This window comes from Falsiroseomonas oryzae, assembly GCF_027856955.1.
GTDB classification, from domain to species: domain Bacteria; phylum Pseudomonadota; class Alphaproteobacteria; order Acetobacterales; family Acetobacteraceae; genus Falsiroseomonas; species Falsiroseomonas oryzae.
Genome location: NZ_JAPSMD010000001.1, coordinates 32,031 through 53,579 on the forward strand (window position 1 = coordinate 32,031; position 21,549 = coordinate 53,579).

The window sequence follows — 21,549 nt, forward strand, 5'->3', positions numbered from 1 at the left end:
ATTCCTCCCCTGTCGTTGCCGTCACGCCTCGAAGCCGAAAAGTGCTGCCGGGTTCTCCACCAGGATGCGCAGCGCGAGCGCCGGGTCCCCCGTCCAGTCCAGGAAGAGGTCGAGCATCGCGCCCGCATCGGGTTCGGGCGTCAGCCGGACGAAGGGCCAGTCCGACCCCCACAGGATGCGTGCCGGGTTGGCAGCGAGCAGGGCGTCGTGCAGCGGGCGGAGCGTCGGCAGGCCGCGGCCGCCATTGGGTACGCGGCACAAGGTTGCCTTCACCCAGGCCGTCCCTTCCCGCACATGGCCCAGGATCCTGTCGAATGCGGGATCCGTCGGTCCATCAGGCATCGCCATGTGATCCAGCACGAGCGGCACGCCGAGGCGTGCGAGTCCGGGCAGCATCTCCGCAGCTTGTGCCGCGCTGGCCCAGACATGCGCCTGCCAACCCAGTGCGCGCAGCCGCGGCGCCAGGCTCCGCAGCGCATCCACGCCGATGCTGCCGGGATAGCGCCCATGTCCATCCGGTGCGCGCATCTCGACGAAGCGGAGCGCGCGGATGCCGGCCTTGTGCCACGCCTCCAGAGTCGCGTCGGGGATGGAGGCGTCGGCGATCATGACACCGCGCAACCGGCCGCCGCCGCGGGCCAGCGCGTCCAGCAGGCATGCGGGGTCGCGGCCGTACGGGGCCGGCTGCACAAGCACGGCGCGTGTCAGGCCCAGCGTGGCGCGCACAGCCGCGTGCGCGGCCAAGGTGGCGTCGGGCAGTGCATAGGGCGATGGGCCGTTCGGGAAGCGCGGGTCGAAGACATGCGTGTGGGCGTCGCAGGCGCCAGGCGGTACGTCATGGCGCGGCCTCGAGGCACGTGGGGCCGGGATCCGGCCCGTCACGCGATCCGCTCCGGCAGCGGGAAGAGCCCGGTGGTCGGCGCATCCAGCGGGTCGGCCTCGCCGTTCGGCAGCGGCACGCCATGCGCATTCAGCGTCATCGACACCATCGTGTAGTAGCCGATGAGTGCCGTGAGCTCGACCACACCCTTCACGCCGAAGGCGTCGAGCGCCGCCTGGTAGGTCCGCTCGGGCACGCGGCCGTCGTGGTGCAGGGAGCGGGCGAAGTCGTAGACCACGGCCTCCTGCGGATCGGCGATCGCGGGCGGTCGGCCTGCACGGAGCGCGTCCAGGATGCCTGGCGCGATTCCGGCTTCGACGGCGGCACGCGCATGGACCCACCATTCCACCTGGCTGCTCCAGCGCCGTCCGGTGACGCAGATGGCAAGCTCCGACAGTCGCTTCGGCAGGGAGGTGTTGAAGCGCAGCGCCTCGCCCATGGCGGACCAGCGGGCGGCCAGCTCGGCATTGTGGATCGCCGCACGTAGCGGGCCGATCACGGTGCCGCGCGGGCCGGCCACGACCTTGTCCCACACCTCGCGCTGTGCGGTGTCGAGTTCCTCGCGGGAGGCCGGGAGGGGGATCCGCGGCGCCGTCACAGGACGCCCTTCGCTGCCAGGGCGAGGAGTTCCGCCTCCTCCAGGCCGAGGTCACGCAGCACCTCCGACGTGTGCTGGCCGAGCGTGGGCGGGCCTTGGTCGAAGGAGAGCGGCGCGTCCTGCAGGCGGATCGGACTGACCACCTGGGGCACGGTGCCGGCCACCTGATGCGGCAGGTGCCGCAGCATACCGCGATGCTGCACCTGCGGGTCGCCGAAGACATCGGGAACGCTGTTGATCGGGCCGCACGGCACGCCCGCCGCATCCAGCAGGGTGGTCAGCTCCAGCCGCGTGAACTCCACGAAGCGCTCCGACAGCAGCCGCGTGAGCTCGGCCTCGTTCCGCACGCGGTCGGCATTGCGCACGAAGCGCGGGTCCTGCGCCCAGGCCGGCCGTGCGATGGCCTCGCACAGCTTCACGAACTGGCCGTCGTTGCCGACGGCGAGCACGACGTGGCCATCCCGGGCCGGGAAGACATCCTGCGGTTGGATGTTGGGGTGCCGGTTCCCGGCGCGATGCGGGACCCGGCCGCCGACCAGCCAGTTCATGGCCTGGTTCGCGAGGATGCCGGCCTGCACATCCAGCATGGCCAGGTCGATCGTCTCACCTTCGCCCGTCCGCTCGCGCCGCGCCACCGCAGCCAGGATCGCAACGGCCGCGTACATGCCGGTCATCAGGTCCACGATCGGCACGCCGACCTTCTGGGGTGCACCGTCGCGCTCACCGGTCAGGGACATCAGCCCGCCCATGGCCTGGATCATGAAGTCGTAGGCCGCCTGATCGCGCCGGGGGCCGGTCTGTCCGAAGCCGGTGACGGAGCAGTAGATCAGGCTCGGCCTCGAGGCGCGCAGCGATGCGGCGTCCAGCCCGTATCGCGCCAGGGCGCCGGCCTTGAAGTTCTCCACGACGACGTCGCAGCCCGCCGCAAGCCGCCTGGCCAACTCCTGGCCCTCGGGCCTGGCGATGTCGAGCGTCACCGACCGCTTGCCGCGATTGACTGCCAGGAAGTAGCCGGCCTCCTTCGTCGGCGTGCCGTCCTCCGCGGTGAGGAAGGGCGGCCCCCAGGCGCGCGTGTCGTCGCCGGTCCCGGGGCGCTCGATCTTGATCACGTCGGCCCCGAGGTCGGCCAGGATCTGCGTCGCCCATGGCGCCGCCATGATGCGTCCAAGATCCAGGATACGGATGTGGGAGAGGGGGCCAGGCATGTGCCTCAGGCGTCCTCGATCCGGGTTGCGAGCATGGAAGGTCGCTCCGCGAAGCGGACCTGCCAGGCCGAGAAGCGCGGGCAGCGGTCTCGCCAGCCCAGGTCAGGGAAGCGGAAATCCAAGTAGGCGCCGGCGATCGCTGCCGTGATCTGCGCAAGGCCGAGCGGACGCTGCGACATCGCCTCGGTCTCGTCCTCCAGTGCCGCCAGCACGGCGTCGCTCTTCATGGCGAAGGCGTCGAGCAGGGCCGGCAGGGGCTGCGTCTTCTCGCGCTCGTTCCGCCACAGGATGAGCATGTCGAGGAAGCCGTTCGCCAGCGCATGGCGGCGCAGCTCTGTGAAGCGCGCGTGGCCATCGCGGGGAATCAGGCGCCCGCCGCCGGCCAGGTGGTCGAGATACTCGACGATGACCAGGCTGTCGTAGAGGATCGTGCCGTCCGCCAGGACAAGCGTCGGGATCTTGCCCAGCGGATTCTCGGCCAGGAGCTGGCGCGCAGGCTGCTGCATCGACACGACGGTGCGGATGGTGCGGATCCTGTCCGCCAGGCCGAGCTCATGCGCGGCGACCATGACCTTGCGGACGAATGGGGAGCGCGGCGACCAATGGAGCGTCATCATGTACGGCCGCCGCGCCTCCCTTGCCTTTAGACCAAAAGGTCAGTCATATGACTTATACCCCATTGCCACTCCGCGTCCAGTCCCGGCCGGCTGACGCATTACGGGGCCAGCCGGAGGAGACGGTCCGCATGCCGATCACCTACGACGCCGTGAAGCGTCTCTCCGGCCAGCTCTACGACTGGTCGCTGCGCCGCGTGCCGGCGGATACCAAGCTCGGGCTTCGGCGCGCGTTGGAGACGGAGACGCATGACGGTGCGCGACAGATCCTGCGGATGATGCTCGGCTCCGCGAACCGGGCCGAGCAGGAGGAACGGTTCGTCTGCTCGGACGCCGGCGTGCCCGTGTACCATGTGACTATCGGCACCGCGGCCCGGCTGGAAGGAGACATCCGCCAGGCGATCAGCGACGGGTTCGACGAACTCGTGGCCAGGATCGATCCGCCCCTGCTGAAGCATGTGACGAACCCGCTGACCAACGAGCGCGGCTACAAGGGGAAGGACATGCCCCTCGTGAGCTGGGATGTCGCCGGCGGTGCGGACTGGGTGGAGATGCTGTGCCAGCCCAAGGCGCTCGGCTCCGGCCGGTGGGCGGCGCTGGAGACCTTCTCCTTTCCCTCGCTCGGACAGATCGAGGACTATGTGATGAAGGTGGTCATGCAGGCCGGTTCGCAGCACTGCCCGCCGGTGATCATCGGGGTCGGGATCGGTGGCAGCTTCGACGTTGCCGCACGGATCGCCACCAAGGCGACGATGCGTCCGGTCGGCAGCGTGAACGCAGAACCCATGCTGGCCGCCATGGAGGAGCGGCTTCTGCGTGCCGTCAACGCCACGGGCTTCGGCCCGATGGGTACGGGCGGCGACACGACGGCGCTTGCTGTGCATGTGGATTACGCTGCGGGTCACGGCTACACGCCGGTGGCGGTCTGCTTCAACTGCTGGATCAACCGCCGCACGCGCGCCCGATTGCATCCGGATGGCAGCGTGGAACGGATGGAGTGACGGGGATGCGGCGGATGCGCATGCCGATGAGCCCGGCGGAGGCGCGCAGCCTGCACGCCGGGGAGATGATCCTGCTGGACGGCGAGATCGTCATCACCGCCGGGTTGCCGACGCACCAGCGTCTGCTGGCCTGCGCGGAGGAAGGCCGGGATCCGCCGATGCGGATCGCCGGCGGATCGCTGCTGCACCTCGGCTCCTACAGCCGCGACACGGCCGAGGGTGGGCTCGAAGTGCTGTACATGAACCCCACCACCAGCACGCGCTTCAATCCCATGATGCCGCGGCTCATTCGCCATTACGGCCTGACCGCCGTGGGCGGCAAGGGCGGGCTCGATGCGAGCTGCGCGCAGGCGATGGCGGAGGTCGGGTGTGTGTATCTGTCGTTCCTCGGCGGCGGTGCACCGCTGCATTCCAGCGCGATCCGCGAGGTGCGAGAGGTCGCATGCCACGACCTGGTCGCGCATTACCGTCTCGTCCGCCTTGCGGTGGAAGGCCTGGGACCCGTGACCGTGGGCATCGACGCACATGGGAACAGCTTGTTCGACACGCTGCAGGCACGCGCGCGGGAGCGCATGCCGGAGATCCTGGCCCGTCTGGCGGCGGACCGCGAACAGGCCTAGCCCGCGATCGCCCTGAGCGTGCACACCGAAGGTGGGCACGCTCAGGGCGTGAATCGCCGGGCCAGAGAAGCTAGACCGGCGTAGGCCTGAACACAGTCAGGGCTACGCCGGTCTAGCCGGCCTGCGCTCCGCTGCCGAGCGTGAATATCCTGCCGACCGCAGCCGCCGGCCGAGGATCCAGGCCGAGCGCATCCAGGCAGGCCCAGATGCCCGCGGCCGCCGAATCGATCACCGGAATTCCGAGGTCCGCTTCGAGCGGCGCCATGGCCGGCCATCCCTGCAGGTTGGTGCTCCACAGCAGGATGCAGTCGGGGCGGCACTCCGAAGCGACGTCGCGCGCAAGGGCGATGATCCGCTCCATCGGCACCGCTGCGGCGGCAGCGTTGTCGCTGAGCGCCATGGCGCGCACTCCGACGCAGGCCACGCCTAGCCCCGCCGCAGCTTCCGCGGCATGGGCCACGGTGCCGGGCGTGACGAACGCGATGCGGCGGGAGCCGAGCCGATGCAGCAAGGCGGCGGTGCCCAGCGCGGCGGTGACCGCCGTGCAGCCGGCGGCCTCCGCCATGGTCGTGCACAAGGCGCGGTCGGCGTCCAATCCGACCGCCGCGCCGCGCGTACCGTTCCAGCACACGACACCGACGCCAGCATGGCCGAGCTGCCATGCGGCCTGCCGGTAGGCCTCCGCATCGTAGCCATCCTTCGGCTGGCCGCTTCCGGATCCGTAGTAGGGGATGCGCGCGACGCAGGAATCGAGCTGCTGGAAGTGGCGCAGGATCGCGGCCAGCGTCCTCTCGACGGTCCGGTTGGAGGACGGCGTGATGGTGCCGATCGCCGGCGGAGCGCTCATGCCCGGGTTCTCCCTTGTGGCTGCCCGGCCACGGCCGGCGCCCAACCGAAACCGATGCTACGCCAGGTGGCAGGCGGCCCTGTGGCCCGGCCGCACCTCCCGCAGCGCGGGCTTCTCAGTGCGGCAGATGCCCGCATTGGCGATCGGGCATCGCGTGTGGAAGTGGCAGCCGCTCGGCGGATCGAGAGGGCTCGGCACGTCGCCCTGGAGGCGGATCCGCTCGCGACGCAGTGTCGGGTCGGGGATGGGAACCGCGGACAACAGGGCCTGCGTGTAGGGATGCAGCGGTGTCGTGTAGAGGTCGCGCGCCGAGGCCAGCTCCACGATGCGGCCCATGTACATCACCGCGACACGGTCGCTGATGTGCTCCACCACCGAGAGGTCATGCGCGATGAACAGGAAGGTCAGGCCGAACTTCTCCTGCAGGTCCTCCAGCAGGTTCACGACCTGCGCCTGAATGGAGACGTCGAGTGCGGACACCGGCTCGTCGCACACCACCAGCTTGGGCGAAACCGCGAGCGCCCGCGCGATGCCGATGCGCTGGCGCTGGCCGCCCGAGAATTCGTGCGGGAAGCGGCGCATGTGGTCGGCGTTGAGGCCGACGGTCTCAAGCAGTTCCACCACCCGGTCCTCGCGCGCGCGCGGCGTCTTCGCCAGGCCGTGGATGATCAGCGCTTCCCCGATGATGGAGCCGACCGTCATGCGGGGATTCAGCGAGGCATACGGATCCTGGAAGATGATCTGCATGTCGCGGCGGAGCGCGACCATGTCCTGGTGGCCGAGGCGGGTGATGTCCTGCCCCTCGAACCAGACCTGGCCCGAAGTGGGCTCGATCAACCTCAGGATCAGCCGGCCGGTGGTGGACTTGCCGCAGCCGGATTCGCCGACCAGGCCCAGGGTCTCTCCCGGCGCCAGGTCGAAGGAGACGTCGGAGACGGCGTGCACCTCCGCCACGGTGCGGCGCAGGATGCCACCGCGCACCGCGAAGCGCTTGACGAGGTTGGTCACGCGCAGCAGCGGTTCCGTCATGCGATCTCGTCCGCGCGGATGCAGGCGGCCTTGTGCCCGGGCCCCAACTCCCGCAGCGCAGGCTCCTCGGCGCGGCAGGCCTCCACCGCGTGACGGCAGCGCGCGGCGAAGCGGCAGCCGGCGGGCGGATGCAGCAGGCTGGGCACCGTGCCGGGAATGGCTTCGAGCCGCCGATGCTCCGTCGCGGCCATGTCGAGACGCGGGATGGAGCGGATCAGGCCCTGCGTGTAGGGGTGGCGTGGGCGCGCGAAGAGTGCGGCGACCGGCGCTTCCTCCACCACCTTGCCGGCATACATGACGACGACCCGCTGCGCCGTCTCCGCCACCACGCCCATGGCATGGGTGATGAGCAGCACGGCCATGCCAAGGCGCTGCTTCATCTCGTCCAGGAGGTCGAGGATCTGCGCCTGGATGGTGACGTCGAGCGCGGTGGTCGGCTCGTCCGCGATCAGCAGCTTCGGGCTGCAGGACAGCGCCATGGCGATCATCACGCGCTGACGCATCCCGCCCGAGAACTGGTGCGGGTAGTCGTGCACCCGGCGTGACGGGTTCGGGATGTTGACCAGGCGCAGCATTTCCGCCGCGTGGTCAAGCGCGGCACGACGCGAAAGCCCTTCATGCTCGCGGATCGCCTCGGCGATCTGGCTGCCGACCGTGTAGACGGGGTTGAGCGAGGTCATCGGTTCCTGGAAGACGAAGCCGATCTCCTTCGCGCGGATGGACCGCATCTGCTCCGGGCCCATCGGGACGAGGTCGCGTCCCTGCCAGAGGATCCGGCCCGCCACGATGCGGCCTGGCGGCATGGCGATCAGCTTCAGGATCGTCATGGCGGTGACGGTCTTGCCGCAGCCGGACTCGCCGACCACCGAGACGGTCTCTCCGCGGTCGATCCCGATGTCGACGCCGTCCACCGCGCGGACCATGCCGTCATCCGTGGCGAAGTGGACCTTCAGCCCCTGGATGTCGAGGATGCGCCCGTCGTTCACTTCACGCGCCTCGGGTCCAGCGCGTCACGCAGCCCGTCACCCAGGAAGTTGATGCTCAGGACGGTCAGGAATATTGCGAGGCCCGGGAACAGCGCCCAGTGAGGCGCGAAGTCCAGATTGTCCTTGGCGTCGAACAGCAGGCGTCCCCAGGTCGGGATGTCCGGCGGGAAGCCGAGGCCGAGGAAGGACAGCGTGCTTTCCGCGATGATCGCGGCTGCGACGTCGATGGTGGCCGCGACGATGACGGGACCGAGCGCATTGGGCAGGATGTGCCGGAGCACGAGACGCAGGCGCGAGGCGCCGAGCGCCCTGGCCGCCTCCACGAACTCCTTCTCGCGCAGGGAGAAGAACTGCGCCCGCACCAGCCGTGCCACCGGCATCCAGTTGAAGCCGCCGATGACGATGACGATCAGGATGAAGACCCCGATCTCCGGGCCGACCACCTGCGTCAGCGCATCGCGGAACAGATAGATGATCAGCAGCAAGAGCGGCAGTTGCGGCAGCGAGAGGAACAGGTCCGTCAGCCACATCAGGCCTGCATCCACCCGCCCGCCGCTCATCCCGGCGACCGCGCCGACCAGCACGCCGAAGGTGACGGCGACCAGCATGGCGGCGAAGCCGACCGCGAGCGAGATGCGCCCACCATAGAGGATGCGCGCCAGCAGGTCCTGCCCGAGGTCGTCGGTCCCGAGGGGATGGTCCCAGGACGGACCCTGCAGCCGAGCGGTGAAATCGATCTCGTCGATCGGCACCGACCAGAGCAGCGGTCCGAGCAGGACTGCCAGCACCAATGTTCCGAGGATGGCGGCGCTGACTACCGCCAGACGGTGCTTGCGGAATCGCCGCCAGGCCTCCTTCCAGGGGCCGACGCGCGGGCGCGCGACGAGGGCGGGCGCGTCAGCGGTAGCTGATGCGTGGGTCGAGCCAGCCATACAGGACATCGGCGACAAGGTTGAAGAAGACCACCAGGCAGGCGAAGACGAAGGTCACCCCCATGATGACCGGCGTGTCATTGGCCAGGATGGCGCTGATGAGCAGCGAGCCGATCCCAGGCACGCGGAAGATCTGCTCCGTCACGATCGCGCCGCCGAACACGGCCGGCATCTGGAGGGCGACGAGCGTCACCACGGGGATCATTGCATTCCGCACGACATGCCGCATCGTCACCGCGCTTTCCGAAATGCCCTTCGAGCGGGCGGTGGTGACATGGTCCAGGCGGATCACGTCCAGCACCGCCGAGCGCACGAAGCGCGTCCAGGCAGCCCCCTGGAACAGGCCGAGCACCAGCACGGGCATGATGGACTGGCGCAGCTGTTCCCACCACCAGCGCCAGCCCGTCGCGTCGATCTGCGTGCGGAACACGAAGGGCAGCCAGTCCAGGTAGATCGAGAAGAGCAGGATGAAGAGCAGCCCGGTGAAGAAGGTCGGGAGCGAGAACCCCACGAACGCCAGCGTGTTGGCGATCTGGTCGAAGATCGAATAGGGGCGCGTCGCCGCGTAGATCCCGACCGGCAAGGCGATGGCGAGCGCGAGCAACTGCGCCGCGCCGATCACTGCGATGGTGGTCGGCAGGCGCTGCAGGATGAGATCCGCGACGGGGCTTCGGCTGACGAAGGAGAAGCCCCACTCCCCCCGCAGCATGGCAAGGAGCCAGCTCAGGTAGCGGACATGGATCGGATCATCCAGCCCGAGGCTCGCGCGCAGGTTGGCGCGGACGTCGGGCGGGATGGCGGGGTTGGTCGCGAGTTCCTCGAACGGGTCGCCCGGGGCGAGTGCAAGCACGGTGAACAGGATCACGCTGATCCCGAGCAGGCTCGGGATCGCGATGATCAGGCGACGGACGAGATACTGCGTCACGCTGCGCGCGCTGCCGTCTCAGGTCTCGCGGAACCAGTGGCCGAGCAGCCAGAAGTCGTTGTCCCAGGCGGACAACACGGGACGCAGGTTGTTCAGGCTGGCCCGCACGCGCGGCCGGCCGACCACGGGAATGACGTGGTTGCTGCCGACGATGAGGTCGTTCATGCGGATGAACAGCGCGGCCCGCTTCACCGGATCCAGCTCGCCCTCCGATTCGCGGAAGATGCGGTCATATTCCTCGCTGCGCCAGCGGACGATGTTGCGGCCCTGCCAGCTGTTTGCCCGGGTGGAGATTTCCCAGGACACGAACTGGTTCATGAAGAGCTGCGGATCGGCCTGCGGCATCGTCGTGGTGTACATCTGCATGTCGGCCCAGAACTTCGTGTAGGTGTCCGGGTTGGCGACGTCCGAGGAGAAGAAGACGGAGGCAACGACGGACTTCAGCTCCAGGTCGATGCCGGCGCGCTGCGCCGCCTGCTTGTAGACCGCCTGGGTCCGCTGGCGGGGCGTGTTGACGGAGGTCTGGTAGACGAAGCGCAGGCGCACGCCGTCCTTCGCGCGGATGCCGTCTCGCCCGCGCACCCAGCCGGCGCGGTCCAGGATCTCGTTCGCGCGGTTGAGGTTGAACTCCCAGCGCATGTTGGTCGACCGGAAGCGCGGCGGGTTGTTCAGGAAGTTGGCGGTTGCAGGTCCGCCCCTGCCATAGATGAACTGCTCGATCGCGTTGCGGTCCAGCAGCAGCGACATGGCCTGGCGCACCGCCGGGTCGCGGAAAGCGGGATGCTGCGTGCTGATATGCGCCCGCTCGCCTTCCACCTCGCGGTGCGGATCGGTGGCGTTGAGCATCACGAACTCGATGTCGCCGCCCTCGACGATGTCCACGCGTCCGCGTCCCGCGGCTTCGAGCCGCTTCAGGATCTCGTCCTCGACCTGGAGGTTCCAGGCATAGTCGAAGTCGCCGGTCTGCAGCACCGCGCGCGCCGCGGACACGGCATCGCCGCCGCCCTTCACCTCGACCGTGTCGAAGAACGGGTGCTCCGGCATGTGGTAGCTCGGGTTCAGCTCGGCGCGCAGCGTATCGCCGGGCGTGAAGCTGACGAACCGATACGGGCTGGTGCCGACAGGCCGAAGGTTGGCCGGCGCATCGCGCGAGTTGGCGCCTGCGAAGTTCTGGAACAGGTGCTTCGGGATGATCATCCCGCGAGAGGCGACGAAGGCATCCGCCCAGAACGGCTGCGGCCGCTCGAACTCGACGCGTACCGTGAAGTCGTCCACCTTGGTCACGTTCACGTCGCGGTAGCTGCCCGAGGTGACAGCGGCAACGGCGGGGTTGCGGCCGTACTCCCAGTTGAACACCACGTCGTCGGCGCTGAAGTCCTGCCCATCGTGCCACTTGGCGCCGCGCTTCAGCTTCCAGGTGACGGTGCGCCCATCTGCCGAAAGGCCGCCATTGTCCGTGGATGGGATTTCCGCTGCGAGGATCGGCACCAGCGTGCCGTCCTGCGCCCAGCCCGCCAGCGGTTCGTAGAAGACGCGGCTTGCATCCTGGTTGGTGGTGCCGACCGCGAAATGCGGGTTCAGCAGGGTCGAGGCCTGCCAGTAGAGGATGCGCAGCGGGCCCCCGCCGCCGCGACGCCCTGGCCTGTAGGCAGGGAGACTCTGCGCCGAGGCCGGGGAGATCCCGGCCAGGGCCAGCAACTGCGTCGCCATGGGCGCGGTGAGGCCGACGGCAGCCAGCCGGCGCACGAAGCCGCGGCGCGACAGCGTGCCACGCTGCACGCGGCCGATCATCTGACGGAGATCGTCCTCGTTCATCCCAACTCTCTCCCGTTCGTCACGGTGCCGGCCGTTGAACCCGGCCTGGCCAGCCGCGCAGGCCCCCAAGTGGGGGGATGGTGACGGAAAGGGTGCCTGCCCGTCCAGCGCACATTGCGCGGCTCTTCGGCTCTTGCCCGTTCAGCCCTCCGGCGCGCCCATTTCGTGCTCGACCACGCTCACCCAATAGGCAACGCCGAGCGGGATGATGTCGTCGTTGAAGTCGAAATGCGGCGTATGGAGATTGGGCGAGGTGCCGTCCGGCCCTCTGCCGCCGCCGATGAACATGAACGACCCCGGGCAGGCCTGCAGCATCAGCGCGAAGTCCTCCGCCCCCGTCACTGGCGCGAAGCTCGGCTCCACGGCGGTCGGCCCCACCAGCGCCGACGCTGCCGCGATCGCGACCTGCGTCTGCTCGGCATGGTTCACCAGGGCAGGCGTCCCGCGGAGATAGGTGACGTCCGCCGTGCACCCATGCGCAGCGGACAGGCCGTGCGCCAGCTCGCCGATGCGCCGTTCCAGGATGTCGCGGACGGACGGCGTGTAGCTCCGCGCCGTGCCGGTGATCGTCAGCTCCGCCGGCATCACGTTGGGCGACACGGGCGACCCGCCCTGGATCGAGCCGACGCTCAGCACCGCCGACTCCACCGCGGCGACGTTGCGACCGATGATGGTCTGCAGCGCAAGGACGAAATGCGCCTGGACGATCGTGATGTCGGTGGCCAGGTGCGGCGTGGAGCCGCCATGCCCGCCGGTGCCGCGGAACGTGACGCTGAACCGGTCCGCGGCGGCCAGGGCAGGGCCGGTGCGGGTGGCGAAGCGGCCGGCCGGCAGCGTCGGCTTGTTGTGCAGCCCGTAGACGGCATCGCAGGGGAAGCGCTCGAAGAGGCCGTCGGCCAGCATGGCCTTTGCACCGCCGCGCCCTTCCTCCGCGGGTTGGAAGATCAGGTGCACGGTGCCGGCGAAGTCGCGGTGCGCGGCCAGCCAGCGCGCGGCGCCGAGCAGCATCGTGGTGTGTCCGTCATGGCCGCAGGCATGCATGACGCCCGGGTTCCGGGATGCGTAGGGCAGGCCGGTCGCTTCCGGTATCTGTAGGGCGTCCATGTCGGCGCGAAGGCCGATTGCGCGCTGGCCGGGTCGCGTGCCGCGGACGGTCCCCACGACCCCGAAGCGGCCGATGCCTTCGGTTACCTCGATGCCGAGCCGTCGAAGCTCCCCCGCGACGAGGGCGGAGGTCCGGGCTTCCTCCATGCCGAGCTCCGGGTGGGCGTGGATGTCCTGGCGGATCGCGGCCAGCTCCGCCTGCCAGCCGGTGACGGCCTCGATCACCGCGTTCGTCATGCCGCACTCCTCCGTCTCCGGCACGCAGCATGCCCTCTGCGGCTGCCGCCGGCGAGTGGGCCTGGGGCCTGGCGCTTGCCGTCAGGCAGTCTTGATCCGGCCGGTCCCGCTGCCGGCGAGCGGCAAGGCCAGGATGGCCTCGAAGCCATCCTCCCGGCCGGTGGCGGGCGAGTGAAGGGTCAATGTGCCGCCCAGCTGCTCGGCGATTGCCTGCACGATGGAGAGGCCGAGGCCCGAGCCGCCGCCGCCATGCGAGACGAAGCGGCGGGTGAGCAGGGGCAGGCGCTCCGGCGGCAATGGCGCGCCGCCATTCACAACGCGCACGCCGCCGGACGCCAGGGCGGTCAGGTGTACCACGCCGCCGGGCGGGCCGTGGCGCAACGCATTCTCGATGAGGTTCCGGAGGGCAATGCCGAGCGCATCAAGATCCGCGTCCACCATCAATGCGGGCAGCCCGCCATCGTCGAGGCGGAGCCGCCCGGCCACGTCGGGTTGCGCCGCGAACTCCTCGACCAGAAGGTGCAGCGGAACGAGGAGATCCACTGGCGTGCGCTGGAGGCCGACGCCCGCTTCCGCCCGGGCGAGCTGCAGCAGCTTCTCCAGACGGCTGCCCAGCCGGCGCAGTCCCGCGACCATCTCCTCCGCATCGCGGCGTTCGGGGCTCTCCGCAGCAAGCCGCGCCGTCAACAGCTGCGCCTGCGCCAGAGTGGCCGCGACTGGCGTTCGCATCTCATGCGCGGCGTTCGCGCTGAAGCTGCGCTCCGCCTCCAGCGCCTGGCGCAGCCGCCGCAGCAGCAGGTTGACGTCGTCCCGCATCGCGGCGAGTTCGGCGGGCAGATCCGGCGCCTGCACCGGCGACAGGTTCGCCCCGCCGCGCTGCGCGATCTCCGCCTGCAGACGCGCCACCGGCGCGAAGCCGCGCCGCACCGCCGGGGGGATGAGCACGAGGGCAGCAACGACGAGGGCGAGCAAGGGCGTCAGCAGCCGCCAGAGCGTCGGATTGATGGTGTGCGGACGGTGTTCCGGGGGCTCCGCCACCGACAGAAGGAAGCGACCATCGGGCGCCCGCTCGGTGTAGGTGCGCGCGCGCCCGATGTCGGCGAAGCCCGGTGGCGGCATCGGCGCTTCCGACGCGCCATGCGAACGCATCACCAGCCGTCCGTCGGGCGTGAACAGGCGCCAGGTGATGTACTCGTCATGCGGGGTCGCCTGGCTCACGATGATCGCCTCCACGCCCTGATCGGCCTCGATCAGGGCCGCGTGGCGCGTGGTGATGTCGGCCAGCAGGATCTGCGCGGTTTCCTGCAGGATGCTGTCGAACACCTCGTTCAGCTCGCGCACCACGACCAGCGCCGCGGTCGCCGCGGAGAGGAGCCAGAGCACGAAGAGGCCTGCCCCAAGGGACAGCGCGAGCCGCCCGCCCATGCTGCCAGGCCACAGGCGCATCAGGGTCGCACCCGGTAGCCGACGCCGCGCAGCGTGTCGATCGCGTCCGAGCCAAGCTTCTTGCGGATGCGGCTGATGCACACCTCAACCGCATTGCTCTCGATCTCCGCGCCGTAGGCGTAGATCGCCTCCTCGATCTGCTCGCGGGAGACGACGGCGCCGGGCCGCTGCAGCAGCCGTTCCATGACGGCCCATTCCCGCGCGGTCAGCGTGATCTCCGCGCCCCGCAGCCTGGCGCGCCGGTCATCGAGGTTCAGCTGCGCCTCGCCGGCCCGTACCTCCCGTTCAGGCCGCGCTGCCGCACGGCGCGCCACGGCCTGCACCCGGGCCAGCAGCTCGCCGAGGTCGAAGGGCTTCACGAGGTAATCGTCCGCGCCTGCCTTCAGCCCCTCGATCCGGTCGGTGATCTGGTCGCGCGCGGTCAGCACGATCGCGGGGCGCCAGTCGCCGCGGCTGCGCATGGCCCGCAGCACGCCGAGCCCGCTGCCGTCCGGCAGCCCGAGGTCGAGAAGCAGCAGGGCATGGTCGCCGGGACGCAGGGCGGCCTCGGCATCGGCGCAGCTTCCGACGAGGTCGACGGCGTGGCCTGCAAGCGCCAGATGCTCGCGCACCGCGCGCCCGAGCGCAGGATCGTCCTCGACCAGCAGAATTCTCATCCCGGGCGCGAATGCCTCCCGCTGTCAGGCTGCCGTCAGGTTGCGGGTCTAGCAAGCCGGACCTGCCGCATCGCGCCCAATCGGAGGCGAGTGGCACAAAAGCCGCCAAGAGGGGCAAGGATGCCGCTTCCCGCCACGAAGATCGTGCTGAACGCCGCCACCGTCGGCGCCGGCGGCTATGTGCTGACACCGCAGGAGCCGGGCGATTTCGACTTCAGCGTCACCGGCTACCCGACCTCGACCTGGGTCGGCGCAATCGGCGACCTCGACGGGGACGGCGTTGCGGAGGTCGTCACGGCGGCGCCGGGCAACAGCGACCAGGAGCCGGGCGGCGGCCGCGTCTACATCACCTTCGGCAGTGCGACGGGTGCGGCCCCCACGAAGCTGGGCGATGACCTGAGCGCCTTCCGCATCGACGGCGCCGCCATCGACGACCACGCCGGCGTTGCCATCGCGGCCGTCGGTGACCAGGACGGCAACGGCCTGGCCGACCTGCTGGTTGGCGCTGCGCTGGCCGATCCGGGCGGACAGGATGCGGCAGGCACCGCCTATGTGGTGTGGTCCACCGGCGTCGCCGGCAGCGTGGACCTGCTCGATCTTGAAAGCGAGGCGTCGGGGGAAGGCTTCGCGATCTTCGGCGAGGCGGCAGGCGACCATGCCGGTCACGCGCTCGGCGCGATCGCCGATCTGAACGGCGACGGCACGGCGGAGATCCTGGTGGGCGCGCCGGGCAGCGACGCTGCGGGCATCGATGCCGGCGCGACCTATGTCGTCTGGGGGCGCGACGGGGACGACACGACCGTCGCGCTGACCGACGTGGCCGGAGGCGCCGGCGGGTTCCGCATCACCGGCGAGGCGGAGGGGGACGAGGCGGGCTCCGCCCTCGCATCGCTGGCCGACCTGAACGGCGACGGCAAGGCCGAGATCCTGGTGGGCGCACCCGGCAGCGATGCCGGTGGCGTGGATGCCGGCGCGGCGTATGTGGTGTTCGGCAAGGCCACCGGCGCGGCGGTGGATCTTGCCGCCGTGGCGGTCGGCACCGGCGGCTTCCGCATCACCGGCGCGACGCCCGGCGAGCGGGTCGGCAGCGTCCTGGCCGCGCTGGGGGACGTGAATGGCGACGGGCGCAGGGATATCCTGCTCGGCGCGGATGGGATCGCCTATGTCGTCTTCGGCAAGGCCGATAGGGCGGAGGTCGATCTTGCCGCCGTCGCGGCCGGCGCCGGGGGGTTCGCGATCCTGCCGGAAGGCGCGGGCGACCTGTCCGCCATCGCGGTGGCAGGTGGCGGCGACCTCAACCGGGACGGCGTCGCCGACATCGTCATCGGCGCGTCACACAATGACGAGGGCGGCTTCAATGCCGGCGCCGTCTATGTGGTCTGGGGCGGCGCCAAGGGGCCGGTGGACCTCTCCGCCATCGCACTCGGCGCCGGCGGCGCGAAGGTGGTCGGCGCCGCTGGCAGTTTGACCGGCAGCAGCGTCGCCGTCGCGCCCGACATGAACGGCGATGGCGCAGCCGAACTCATCATCGGCTCCCCCGGCGCGAGCGGCGAGCGCGTGAGCGTGCTCTACGCCCCCGCCGCGTGGCAACCGGACCTCAACGTCTACGGCACGAACGGCGACGATGCGCTGGGCGTCGGCGCTGGCGGGCTGCACGTGATCGGCGACGGTGCGGACAGCATCTACGCGTTGGACGGCGCGGATTCCGTCGCCGCAGGCGGCGGCGCCGACATGCTGGACGGCGGCAGCGGCCCGGACACGCTGGCCGGCGGGAACGGCAACGACACGTACGTGGTGGATTCGGCGGATGACGTGGTGGCCGAGGCGGGGGGCGAGGGTGCGGACACCGTTCTCGCGGCCGCCAGCTTCACACTGCCCGACGAGGTCGAGGTCCTGAAGCTGACCACGACCGGGCGCGTCGGCAGCGGGAATGCGCTCGACAACCTGTTGCTCGGCACGACCGGTGCTGACACGCTGAAGGGCGCCGCCGGGATCGACACGCTCGGCGGCGATGCCGGGAACGACTCGCTCGACGGCGGCACCGGCGCCGACAGCATGGCCGGCGGTACCGGCAGCGATGCCTATTTCGTGGACGACGCGGGCGACGCCGTCGTCGATGCAAGCGGCGTGGACACGGTAGTGGCCGGCATCGACGGCTATGTGCTGGGCGCCGATATCGAGGTCCTCGTTCTGGCGGGCGGCGCGCATGCCGGCAGCGGCCATGGCGGCGCCAACACGCTGGTCGGCGGCGCCGGCGCGGACAGCCTCTTCGGACTTGGCGGCCTCGACTCCCTGGTCGGCGCGGGGGGCGACGACCGGCTGGATGGCGGGTCCGGGGCGGACAGCATGGCCGGGGGCGCCGGGAACGATCTCTACCTCGTGGACGACATCGGCGACCGCGTCACGGAACTCGCGCTGGGCGGCCTGGACACGGTGAGCAGCGTCGTGGACCACACCCTCGCGAGCGAGGTGGATGTCCTTGTCCTCGCCGCCGCCGGGCACCGCGGCACCGGCAACGGCGGCGCCAACCTGATGATCGGCAGCGCGGGCGCGGACACGCTGGACGGCGGCGCCGGTGCCGATACGCTGGAAGGCGGGACGGGCGACGACACCTATATCGCAGACGGCGCCGACGTGATCGTGGAGACGGCGGCAGGCGGGCACGATGTGGTGCGATCCTCCGTCGGGCTCGCTCTCGGCGACGAGGTGGAGGATCTGGTCCTCACGGGCCTTGGGCTGGCGGGCACCGGCAATGCATCGGCCAATGCGATCCTTGGTTCGGCCGGCGCCGACACGCTGGACGGCGGCGGCGGCGCAGACACGCTGACCGGCGCTGCCGGAAACGACCTCTATCGGGTGGACGATGCCGCGGACGCCGTGACGGAAGCGCCCGGCGGTGGCATCGACAGCATCGCCGCCTCGGTCGACGCCGTCCTGCCGGCGGAGGTGGAGGCACTGCTGCTGGAAGGTGCCGCGCGCCACGGCACCGGCAACGCGCTCGACAACCTGCTGCGCGGCGGCGCGGGCAACGACCTGCTGGAAGGCGTGGACGGAGCGGACACCCTGGATGGCATGGCCGGCGCCGACACCATGGATGGCGGCGCCGGCAACGACACCTACCTCATCACGGATGGTGGCGACGTGGTGGTGGAACTGCCGGGCGGCGGCTTCGACACGGTTGTCGTCTCGACGGACTGGGTGCTGGCGACGGGGATCGAGGGCGTCCAGCTCGTCGGCACCGGGCACAGCCTCACCGGGAATGCCGAAGGCAACACGATCAGCGGCAATGCCGGCGACGACACGCTGGACGGCGCCGAGGGTGACGATGTCGAGCTCGGTGGCGATGGCGACGACCTGCTGATCTGCGACTCAGGCCGTGACACGCTGTCCGGCGGGTCTGGCGACGACCGCTTCGAGATCCGTGGCGGCAGCGCGCATGTCGAGGACTTCCTGGGCCACGACACCGTCGACGCGAGCGACGCGAGCGGCGACAGCTCGATCGACCTGTCGGGCGAGGGGCAGAGCACCGTCGGCGGGCAGATCTGCGACTTCGGCCAGGGCGGCAGCGCGGCCGGGCCGCTCGACCTGCAGTTCCTGCAGGACCTGACAGGGTCCTTCATCGACGACCTGCCGATGGTGAAGAGCCTGGTGCCGCAGATCGTCGCCGCCTTGCAGGCCGTGCAGCCGGACAGCGCTTACGGCGTCTCGTCCTTCCGGGACAAGGCCTATGGCGCATTCGGCGCGCCGGGCGACTGGGTCTACCGGCAGGAGAGCGGCCTGTCGAAGGACACCGCGAGCCTGACCGCCGCCTACACCGCCATGGTGGCGAACAACGGCGCCGATGCGCCCGAGGCGCAGATCGAGGCACTGATGCAGCTCTCGCTGCACGTCGCCGATGCCGGCTTCCGCACCAATTCGGCGCGCTTCGTGGTGCTGTTCAGCGACGCGCCGTTCCATGTGGCGGGCGACGCGCCAGCCGCCTGGGCTGACAACGACGGCGATGGCGTGATGGACGGCACGCCCCCCGGCACCGGCGAGGACTATCCGGCCATCGCCCAGGTCAAGGCGGCGCTGGAGGTGGCGAACATCATCCCGGTCTTCGCGGTGACGCTGGGCAACGAGGCTGCGTATCAGGGCCTGGTGACGCAGCTTGGTCGCGGTGCCCAGGTGACGCTGAGCGCCGACAGCTCGAACGTCGTCGCCGCCATCACCACGGGCCTCACGGCGGTGACGCGCACCAGCATCGAGGATGCCTGGGGCGGCGCCGGCAACGACACGCTCAAGGGCAACGCGTCCGGCAATGCGCTGGAAGGCGCGGCCGGCAACGACTTGCTTGCCGGCGGTGCAGGCAACGACTCGCTGTCCGGCGGACTCGGTCATGACCGCATGGAGGGTGGGTCCGGCGCAGACAGCATGGCCGGCGGTACGGGCCACGACACCTACGCCGTGGACGATACGGGCGACGTGGTCACCGAGTCGTCCCTCGGGGCCGGTGGGCGCGACACGGTGGAAGCCTCCTGCGACTGGGCCTTGGGAACCGGCCTCGAGGGCCTGGTCCTCAAGGGTGCCGCAGTGCACGGCGTCGGCAACCTGCTCGGCAATATCCTTGTCGCGGCCGGCGCAGCCTGGCTCGAGGGTCTCGGCGGGAATGACGCGCTGACCGGCGGCCTCGGCGCAGACACGCTCGATGGCGGCACCGGTGCCGACCGGTTGGCCGGCGCGGCGGGCAATGACCTCTACAAGGTGGATGACGCCGGCGACCTGGTGGTGGAGGCAGCGGCCCGTGCCGGCGGCCTGGACACGGTGGAGTCGTCGGTCGACTGGAGCCTCGGCACCGGGCTGGAGGCCCTGGTCCTGATGGGGCCGGCGTCGCACGGCGTCGGCAATGCGCTGGCGAACTCGCTGGTCACGACCGGCGGGGCAGCCTCGCTGGAAGGGCGCGACGGGAACGACGTACTGGGCGGAGGTCTCGGCGCAGATACCCTCGATGGCGGCACCGGCGTGGACCGCATGGCCGGCGGCGCCGCGGACGACGTCTATCTCGTGGACGACGCGCGCGACCTGGTGCTGGAGGATCCCGGTGCCGGTCGGGATACGGTGCTCTCGACCGTGTCCTTCACCCTGCGCACGGGGGTGGAGGTGCTGCGCCTTGGCGGAGCGGCGCTGGTCGGCACCGGCAGCATCGACGCCAACGAGATCGAGGGCAATGCGCTCGACAATCTGCTTCTGGGCGGCGTTGGCGCGGACACGCTGCTGGGTGGAGACGGCGCCGACACGCTGGATGGCGGCAGGCAGGGCGACCTCCTGACCGGTGGGGGCGGGGCGGACACCTTCCGCTACGCTTCGCTGGCGGATCGCGCCGATGGTATCGCGGATTTCGACCCGCTGGCCGACACGCTGCTCGTGTCCGCGGCAGGCTTCGCGGGCGGGTTGCTCCAGGGCATGGACATCACGGCGGAGAACCGCTTCGTGGTCGGCACCGCGGCGACTGGGGCGTTCGGCCAGTTCCTCTGGCACGCACCGCAGGGGCGGCTGTCCTGGGACGCGGACGGCACGGGCGCTGGCGGACCCGTGCTGCTGGCAGTCCTTTCGCCGTGGCTGGCGCTGTCCGGCGCTGACCTCGTGGTCGGCGCCTAGGGCGGCGCCGCGGCGGGCTATTGCGGCTCGATCCGGGCGTCCCGCACCACGCGCGTCCACTTCGCCAGGTCGGCCGCAATCTCGCGTCCGAAGGCATCCGGGGCGTCGGGCGGAAAGGCCTGGATGAAGGTCTGCGCCAGGCGCCGGGCGACGCCGGAGTCCGACATCACGCGCCGCAGGGCGTCCACCCACCAGGCGACGATGTCGGGCGGCGTACCGGCGGGTCCCAGCATCGCGGTCCAGGACAACGCCTCGATGGCCGCCAGTTCGGGCACCCCGCTCTCCGCCAGGCCCGGCACTTCCGGCACGAGATCGGACCGTCCCGGCTGGATCAGCGACAGCGCCCGCACCGTGCCGCCGCGCGCCTGCGGTACGGCGGAGGCGAAGCCGTCGATCATGAGGTCCACGCGGCCGGCTGCGAGGTCGGTCAGTGCCTGGGCGCTGCCGCGATAGGGCACCGATTCGATCTTCGTGCCGAGCGACAGGCCAAGCAATTCCATCGCCAGGTGGCTCATCGTGCCAAGGCCGGGATTGGCGGCCGTGAAGCGGCCGGGCGGCGCGGCGCGCAGCACTGCTGCGGCTTCCGCCATGGTGCGCGCCGGGAAGTTCGGCGAGACGACGAGGATGAAGCCGTTGCGTGCGAAGACGCCGATCGGCGCGAGGTCGCGGACGGGGTCGTAGGGCAGGTTGCGCGTCAGCGGCGGGTTCACCACCAGCGGCGACTGGGTGGTGACCAGCAGCGTGTAGCCGTCCGGCCGCGCGCCTGTCACCGCCTGCACGCCAAGCGCACCGGAGGCGCCGGCCCGGTTCTCCACCACCACGGTCACGCCCTGCCGCGACTGCATCTCCTCGGCAACCAGCCGGGCGAGGATGTCGCTGGTGTTGCCCGGCGGGAACGGCACGACCACGCGCACCGGCCGCGTGGGATAGGCCTGCGCGAAGGCGGGCAGGGGCAGCGCGGCGGCGGCGCCGAGCGCGAGCAGCGTACGCCGGGTGGTCTGCATCATCGCACTCTCC

17 protein-coding genes are annotated in these 21,549 nt (G+C 70.5%); 3 read left to right on the forward strand and 14 right to left on the reverse strand.

From position 1 onward, the window contains the following. Positions 1 to 21 precede the first annotated feature (21 nt). From OZN99_RS00155 to OZN99_RS00170, 4 genes are read right to left on the reverse strand one after another with little or no spacing between them, the layout of a single operon-like run. A complete protein-coding gene (locus OZN99_RS00155; RefSeq protein ID WP_270933128.1) occupies positions 22 to 882 on the reverse strand; it encodes an amidohydrolase family protein in 861 nt (286 codons plus the stop codon). Beyond that, positions 879 to 1,478, reverse strand: a complete 600-nt coding sequence (locus OZN99_RS00160; RefSeq protein ID WP_270933129.1) for a carboxymuconolactone decarboxylase family protein — start codon at positions 1,476 to 1,478, stop codon at positions 879 to 881. Before OZN99_RS00160 ends, OZN99_RS00155 begins: the two co-directional genes overlap by 4 nt. Then, positions 1,475 to 2,683: a CaiB/BaiF CoA transferase family protein gene (locus tag OZN99_RS00165; RefSeq protein ID WP_270933130.1), complete on the reverse strand. Its 1,209-nt coding sequence runs from the start codon at positions 2,681 to 2,683 to the stop codon at positions 1,475 to 1,477. The genes OZN99_RS00160 and OZN99_RS00165 overlap by 4 nt, the downstream gene beginning before the upstream one ends. 5 nt (positions 2,684 to 2,688) lie before the next feature. Next, on the reverse strand, positions 2,689 to 3,300 hold the full coding sequence (locus OZN99_RS00170) for a glutathione S-transferase family protein (RefSeq protein ID WP_270933131.1): 612 nt from the start codon (positions 3,298 to 3,300) through the stop codon (positions 2,689 to 2,691). Positions 3,301 to 3,428: 128 nt separating this feature from the next. Between OZN99_RS00170 and OZN99_RS00175 the strand changes: the two genes are divergently transcribed. After that, positions 3,429 to 4,298, forward strand: a complete 870-nt coding sequence (locus OZN99_RS00175; RefSeq protein WP_270933132.1) for a fumarate hydratase — start codon at positions 3,429 to 3,431, stop codon at positions 4,296 to 4,298. A 26-nt stretch (positions 4,299 to 4,324) separates the two neighbouring features. After that, positions 4,325 to 4,918, forward strand: a complete 594-nt coding sequence (locus OZN99_RS00180; protein WP_270933186.1) for a fumarate hydratase C-terminal domain-containing protein — start codon at positions 4,325 to 4,327, stop codon at positions 4,916 to 4,918. A gap of 112 nt (positions 4,919 to 5,030) precedes the next feature. On the opposite strand, the gene OZN99_RS00185 is transcribed toward OZN99_RS00180, so the two are convergent. From OZN99_RS00185 to OZN99_RS00225, 9 genes are all read right to left on the reverse strand, one after another. After that, the gene (locus OZN99_RS00185) at positions 5,031 to 5,765 is read right to left on the reverse strand and encodes an aspartate racemase/maleate isomerase family protein (protein ID WP_270933133.1); all 735 of its coding nucleotides are present in this window, start codon (positions 5,763 to 5,765) and stop codon (positions 5,031 to 5,033) included. A 57-nt stretch (positions 5,766 to 5,822) separates the two neighbouring features. Beyond that, positions 5,823 to 6,794 (reverse strand): ABC transporter ATP-binding protein, encoded by a 972-nt coding sequence (locus OZN99_RS00190; RefSeq protein ID WP_270933134.1) that lies wholly within the window; start codon positions 6,792 to 6,794, stop codon positions 5,823 to 5,825. Next, on the reverse strand, positions 6,791 to 7,717 hold the full coding sequence (locus OZN99_RS00195; protein ID WP_270933187.1) for an ABC transporter ATP-binding protein: 927 nt from the start codon (positions 7,715 to 7,717) through the stop codon (positions 6,791 to 6,793). Before OZN99_RS00195 ends, OZN99_RS00190 begins: the two co-directional genes overlap by 4 nt. A 59-nt stretch (positions 7,718 to 7,776) precedes the next feature. Further along, a complete protein-coding gene (locus tag OZN99_RS00200; protein ID WP_333779707.1) occupies positions 7,777 to 8,721 on the reverse strand; it encodes an ABC transporter permease in 945 nt (314 codons plus the stop codon). Beyond that, positions 8,678 to 9,637 (reverse strand): ABC transporter permease, encoded by a 960-nt coding sequence (locus OZN99_RS00205; protein ID WP_270933136.1) that lies wholly within the window; start codon positions 9,635 to 9,637, stop codon positions 8,678 to 8,680. The genes OZN99_RS00200 and OZN99_RS00205 overlap by 44 nt, the downstream gene beginning before the upstream one ends. An 18-nt stretch (positions 9,638 to 9,655) precedes the next feature. Beyond that, a complete protein-coding gene (locus OZN99_RS00210) occupies positions 9,656 to 11,452 on the reverse strand; it encodes a peptide ABC transporter substrate-binding protein (protein ID WP_270933137.1) in 1,797 nt (598 codons plus the stop codon). 141 nt (positions 11,453 to 11,593) lie between these two features. After that, positions 11,594 to 12,793 (reverse strand): M20 aminoacylase family protein, encoded by a 1,200-nt coding sequence (locus OZN99_RS00215; RefSeq protein ID WP_270933138.1) that lies wholly within the window; start codon positions 12,791 to 12,793, stop codon positions 11,594 to 11,596. 81 nt (positions 12,794 to 12,874) lie between these two features. Next, positions 12,875 to 14,239: a sensor histidine kinase gene (locus OZN99_RS00220; RefSeq protein WP_270933139.1), complete on the reverse strand. Its 1,365-nt coding sequence runs from the start codon at positions 14,237 to 14,239 to the stop codon at positions 12,875 to 12,877. Next, complete coding sequence (locus tag OZN99_RS00225; RefSeq protein ID WP_270933140.1) at positions 14,239 to 14,895, reverse strand: response regulator; 657 nt, start codon at positions 14,893 to 14,895, stop codon at positions 14,239 to 14,241. The genes OZN99_RS00220 and OZN99_RS00225 overlap by 1 nt, the downstream gene beginning before the upstream one ends. A 120-nt stretch (positions 14,896 to 15,015) precedes the next feature. Between OZN99_RS00225 and OZN99_RS00230 the strand changes: the two genes are divergently transcribed. Continuing rightward, positions 15,016 to 20,532, forward strand: a complete 5,517-nt coding sequence (locus OZN99_RS00230) for a beta strand repeat-containing protein (RefSeq protein ID WP_270933141.1) — start codon at positions 15,016 to 15,018, stop codon at positions 20,530 to 20,532. A gap of 17 nt (positions 20,533 to 20,549) precedes the next feature. Here the strand turns inward: OZN99_RS00230 and OZN99_RS00235 are convergent, their stop codons facing one another. Next, a complete protein-coding gene (locus tag OZN99_RS00235) occupies positions 20,550 to 21,539 on the reverse strand; it encodes a Bug family tripartite tricarboxylate transporter substrate binding protein (RefSeq protein WP_270933142.1) in 990 nt (329 codons plus the stop codon). Positions 21,540 to 21,549 lie beyond the last annotated feature (10 nt).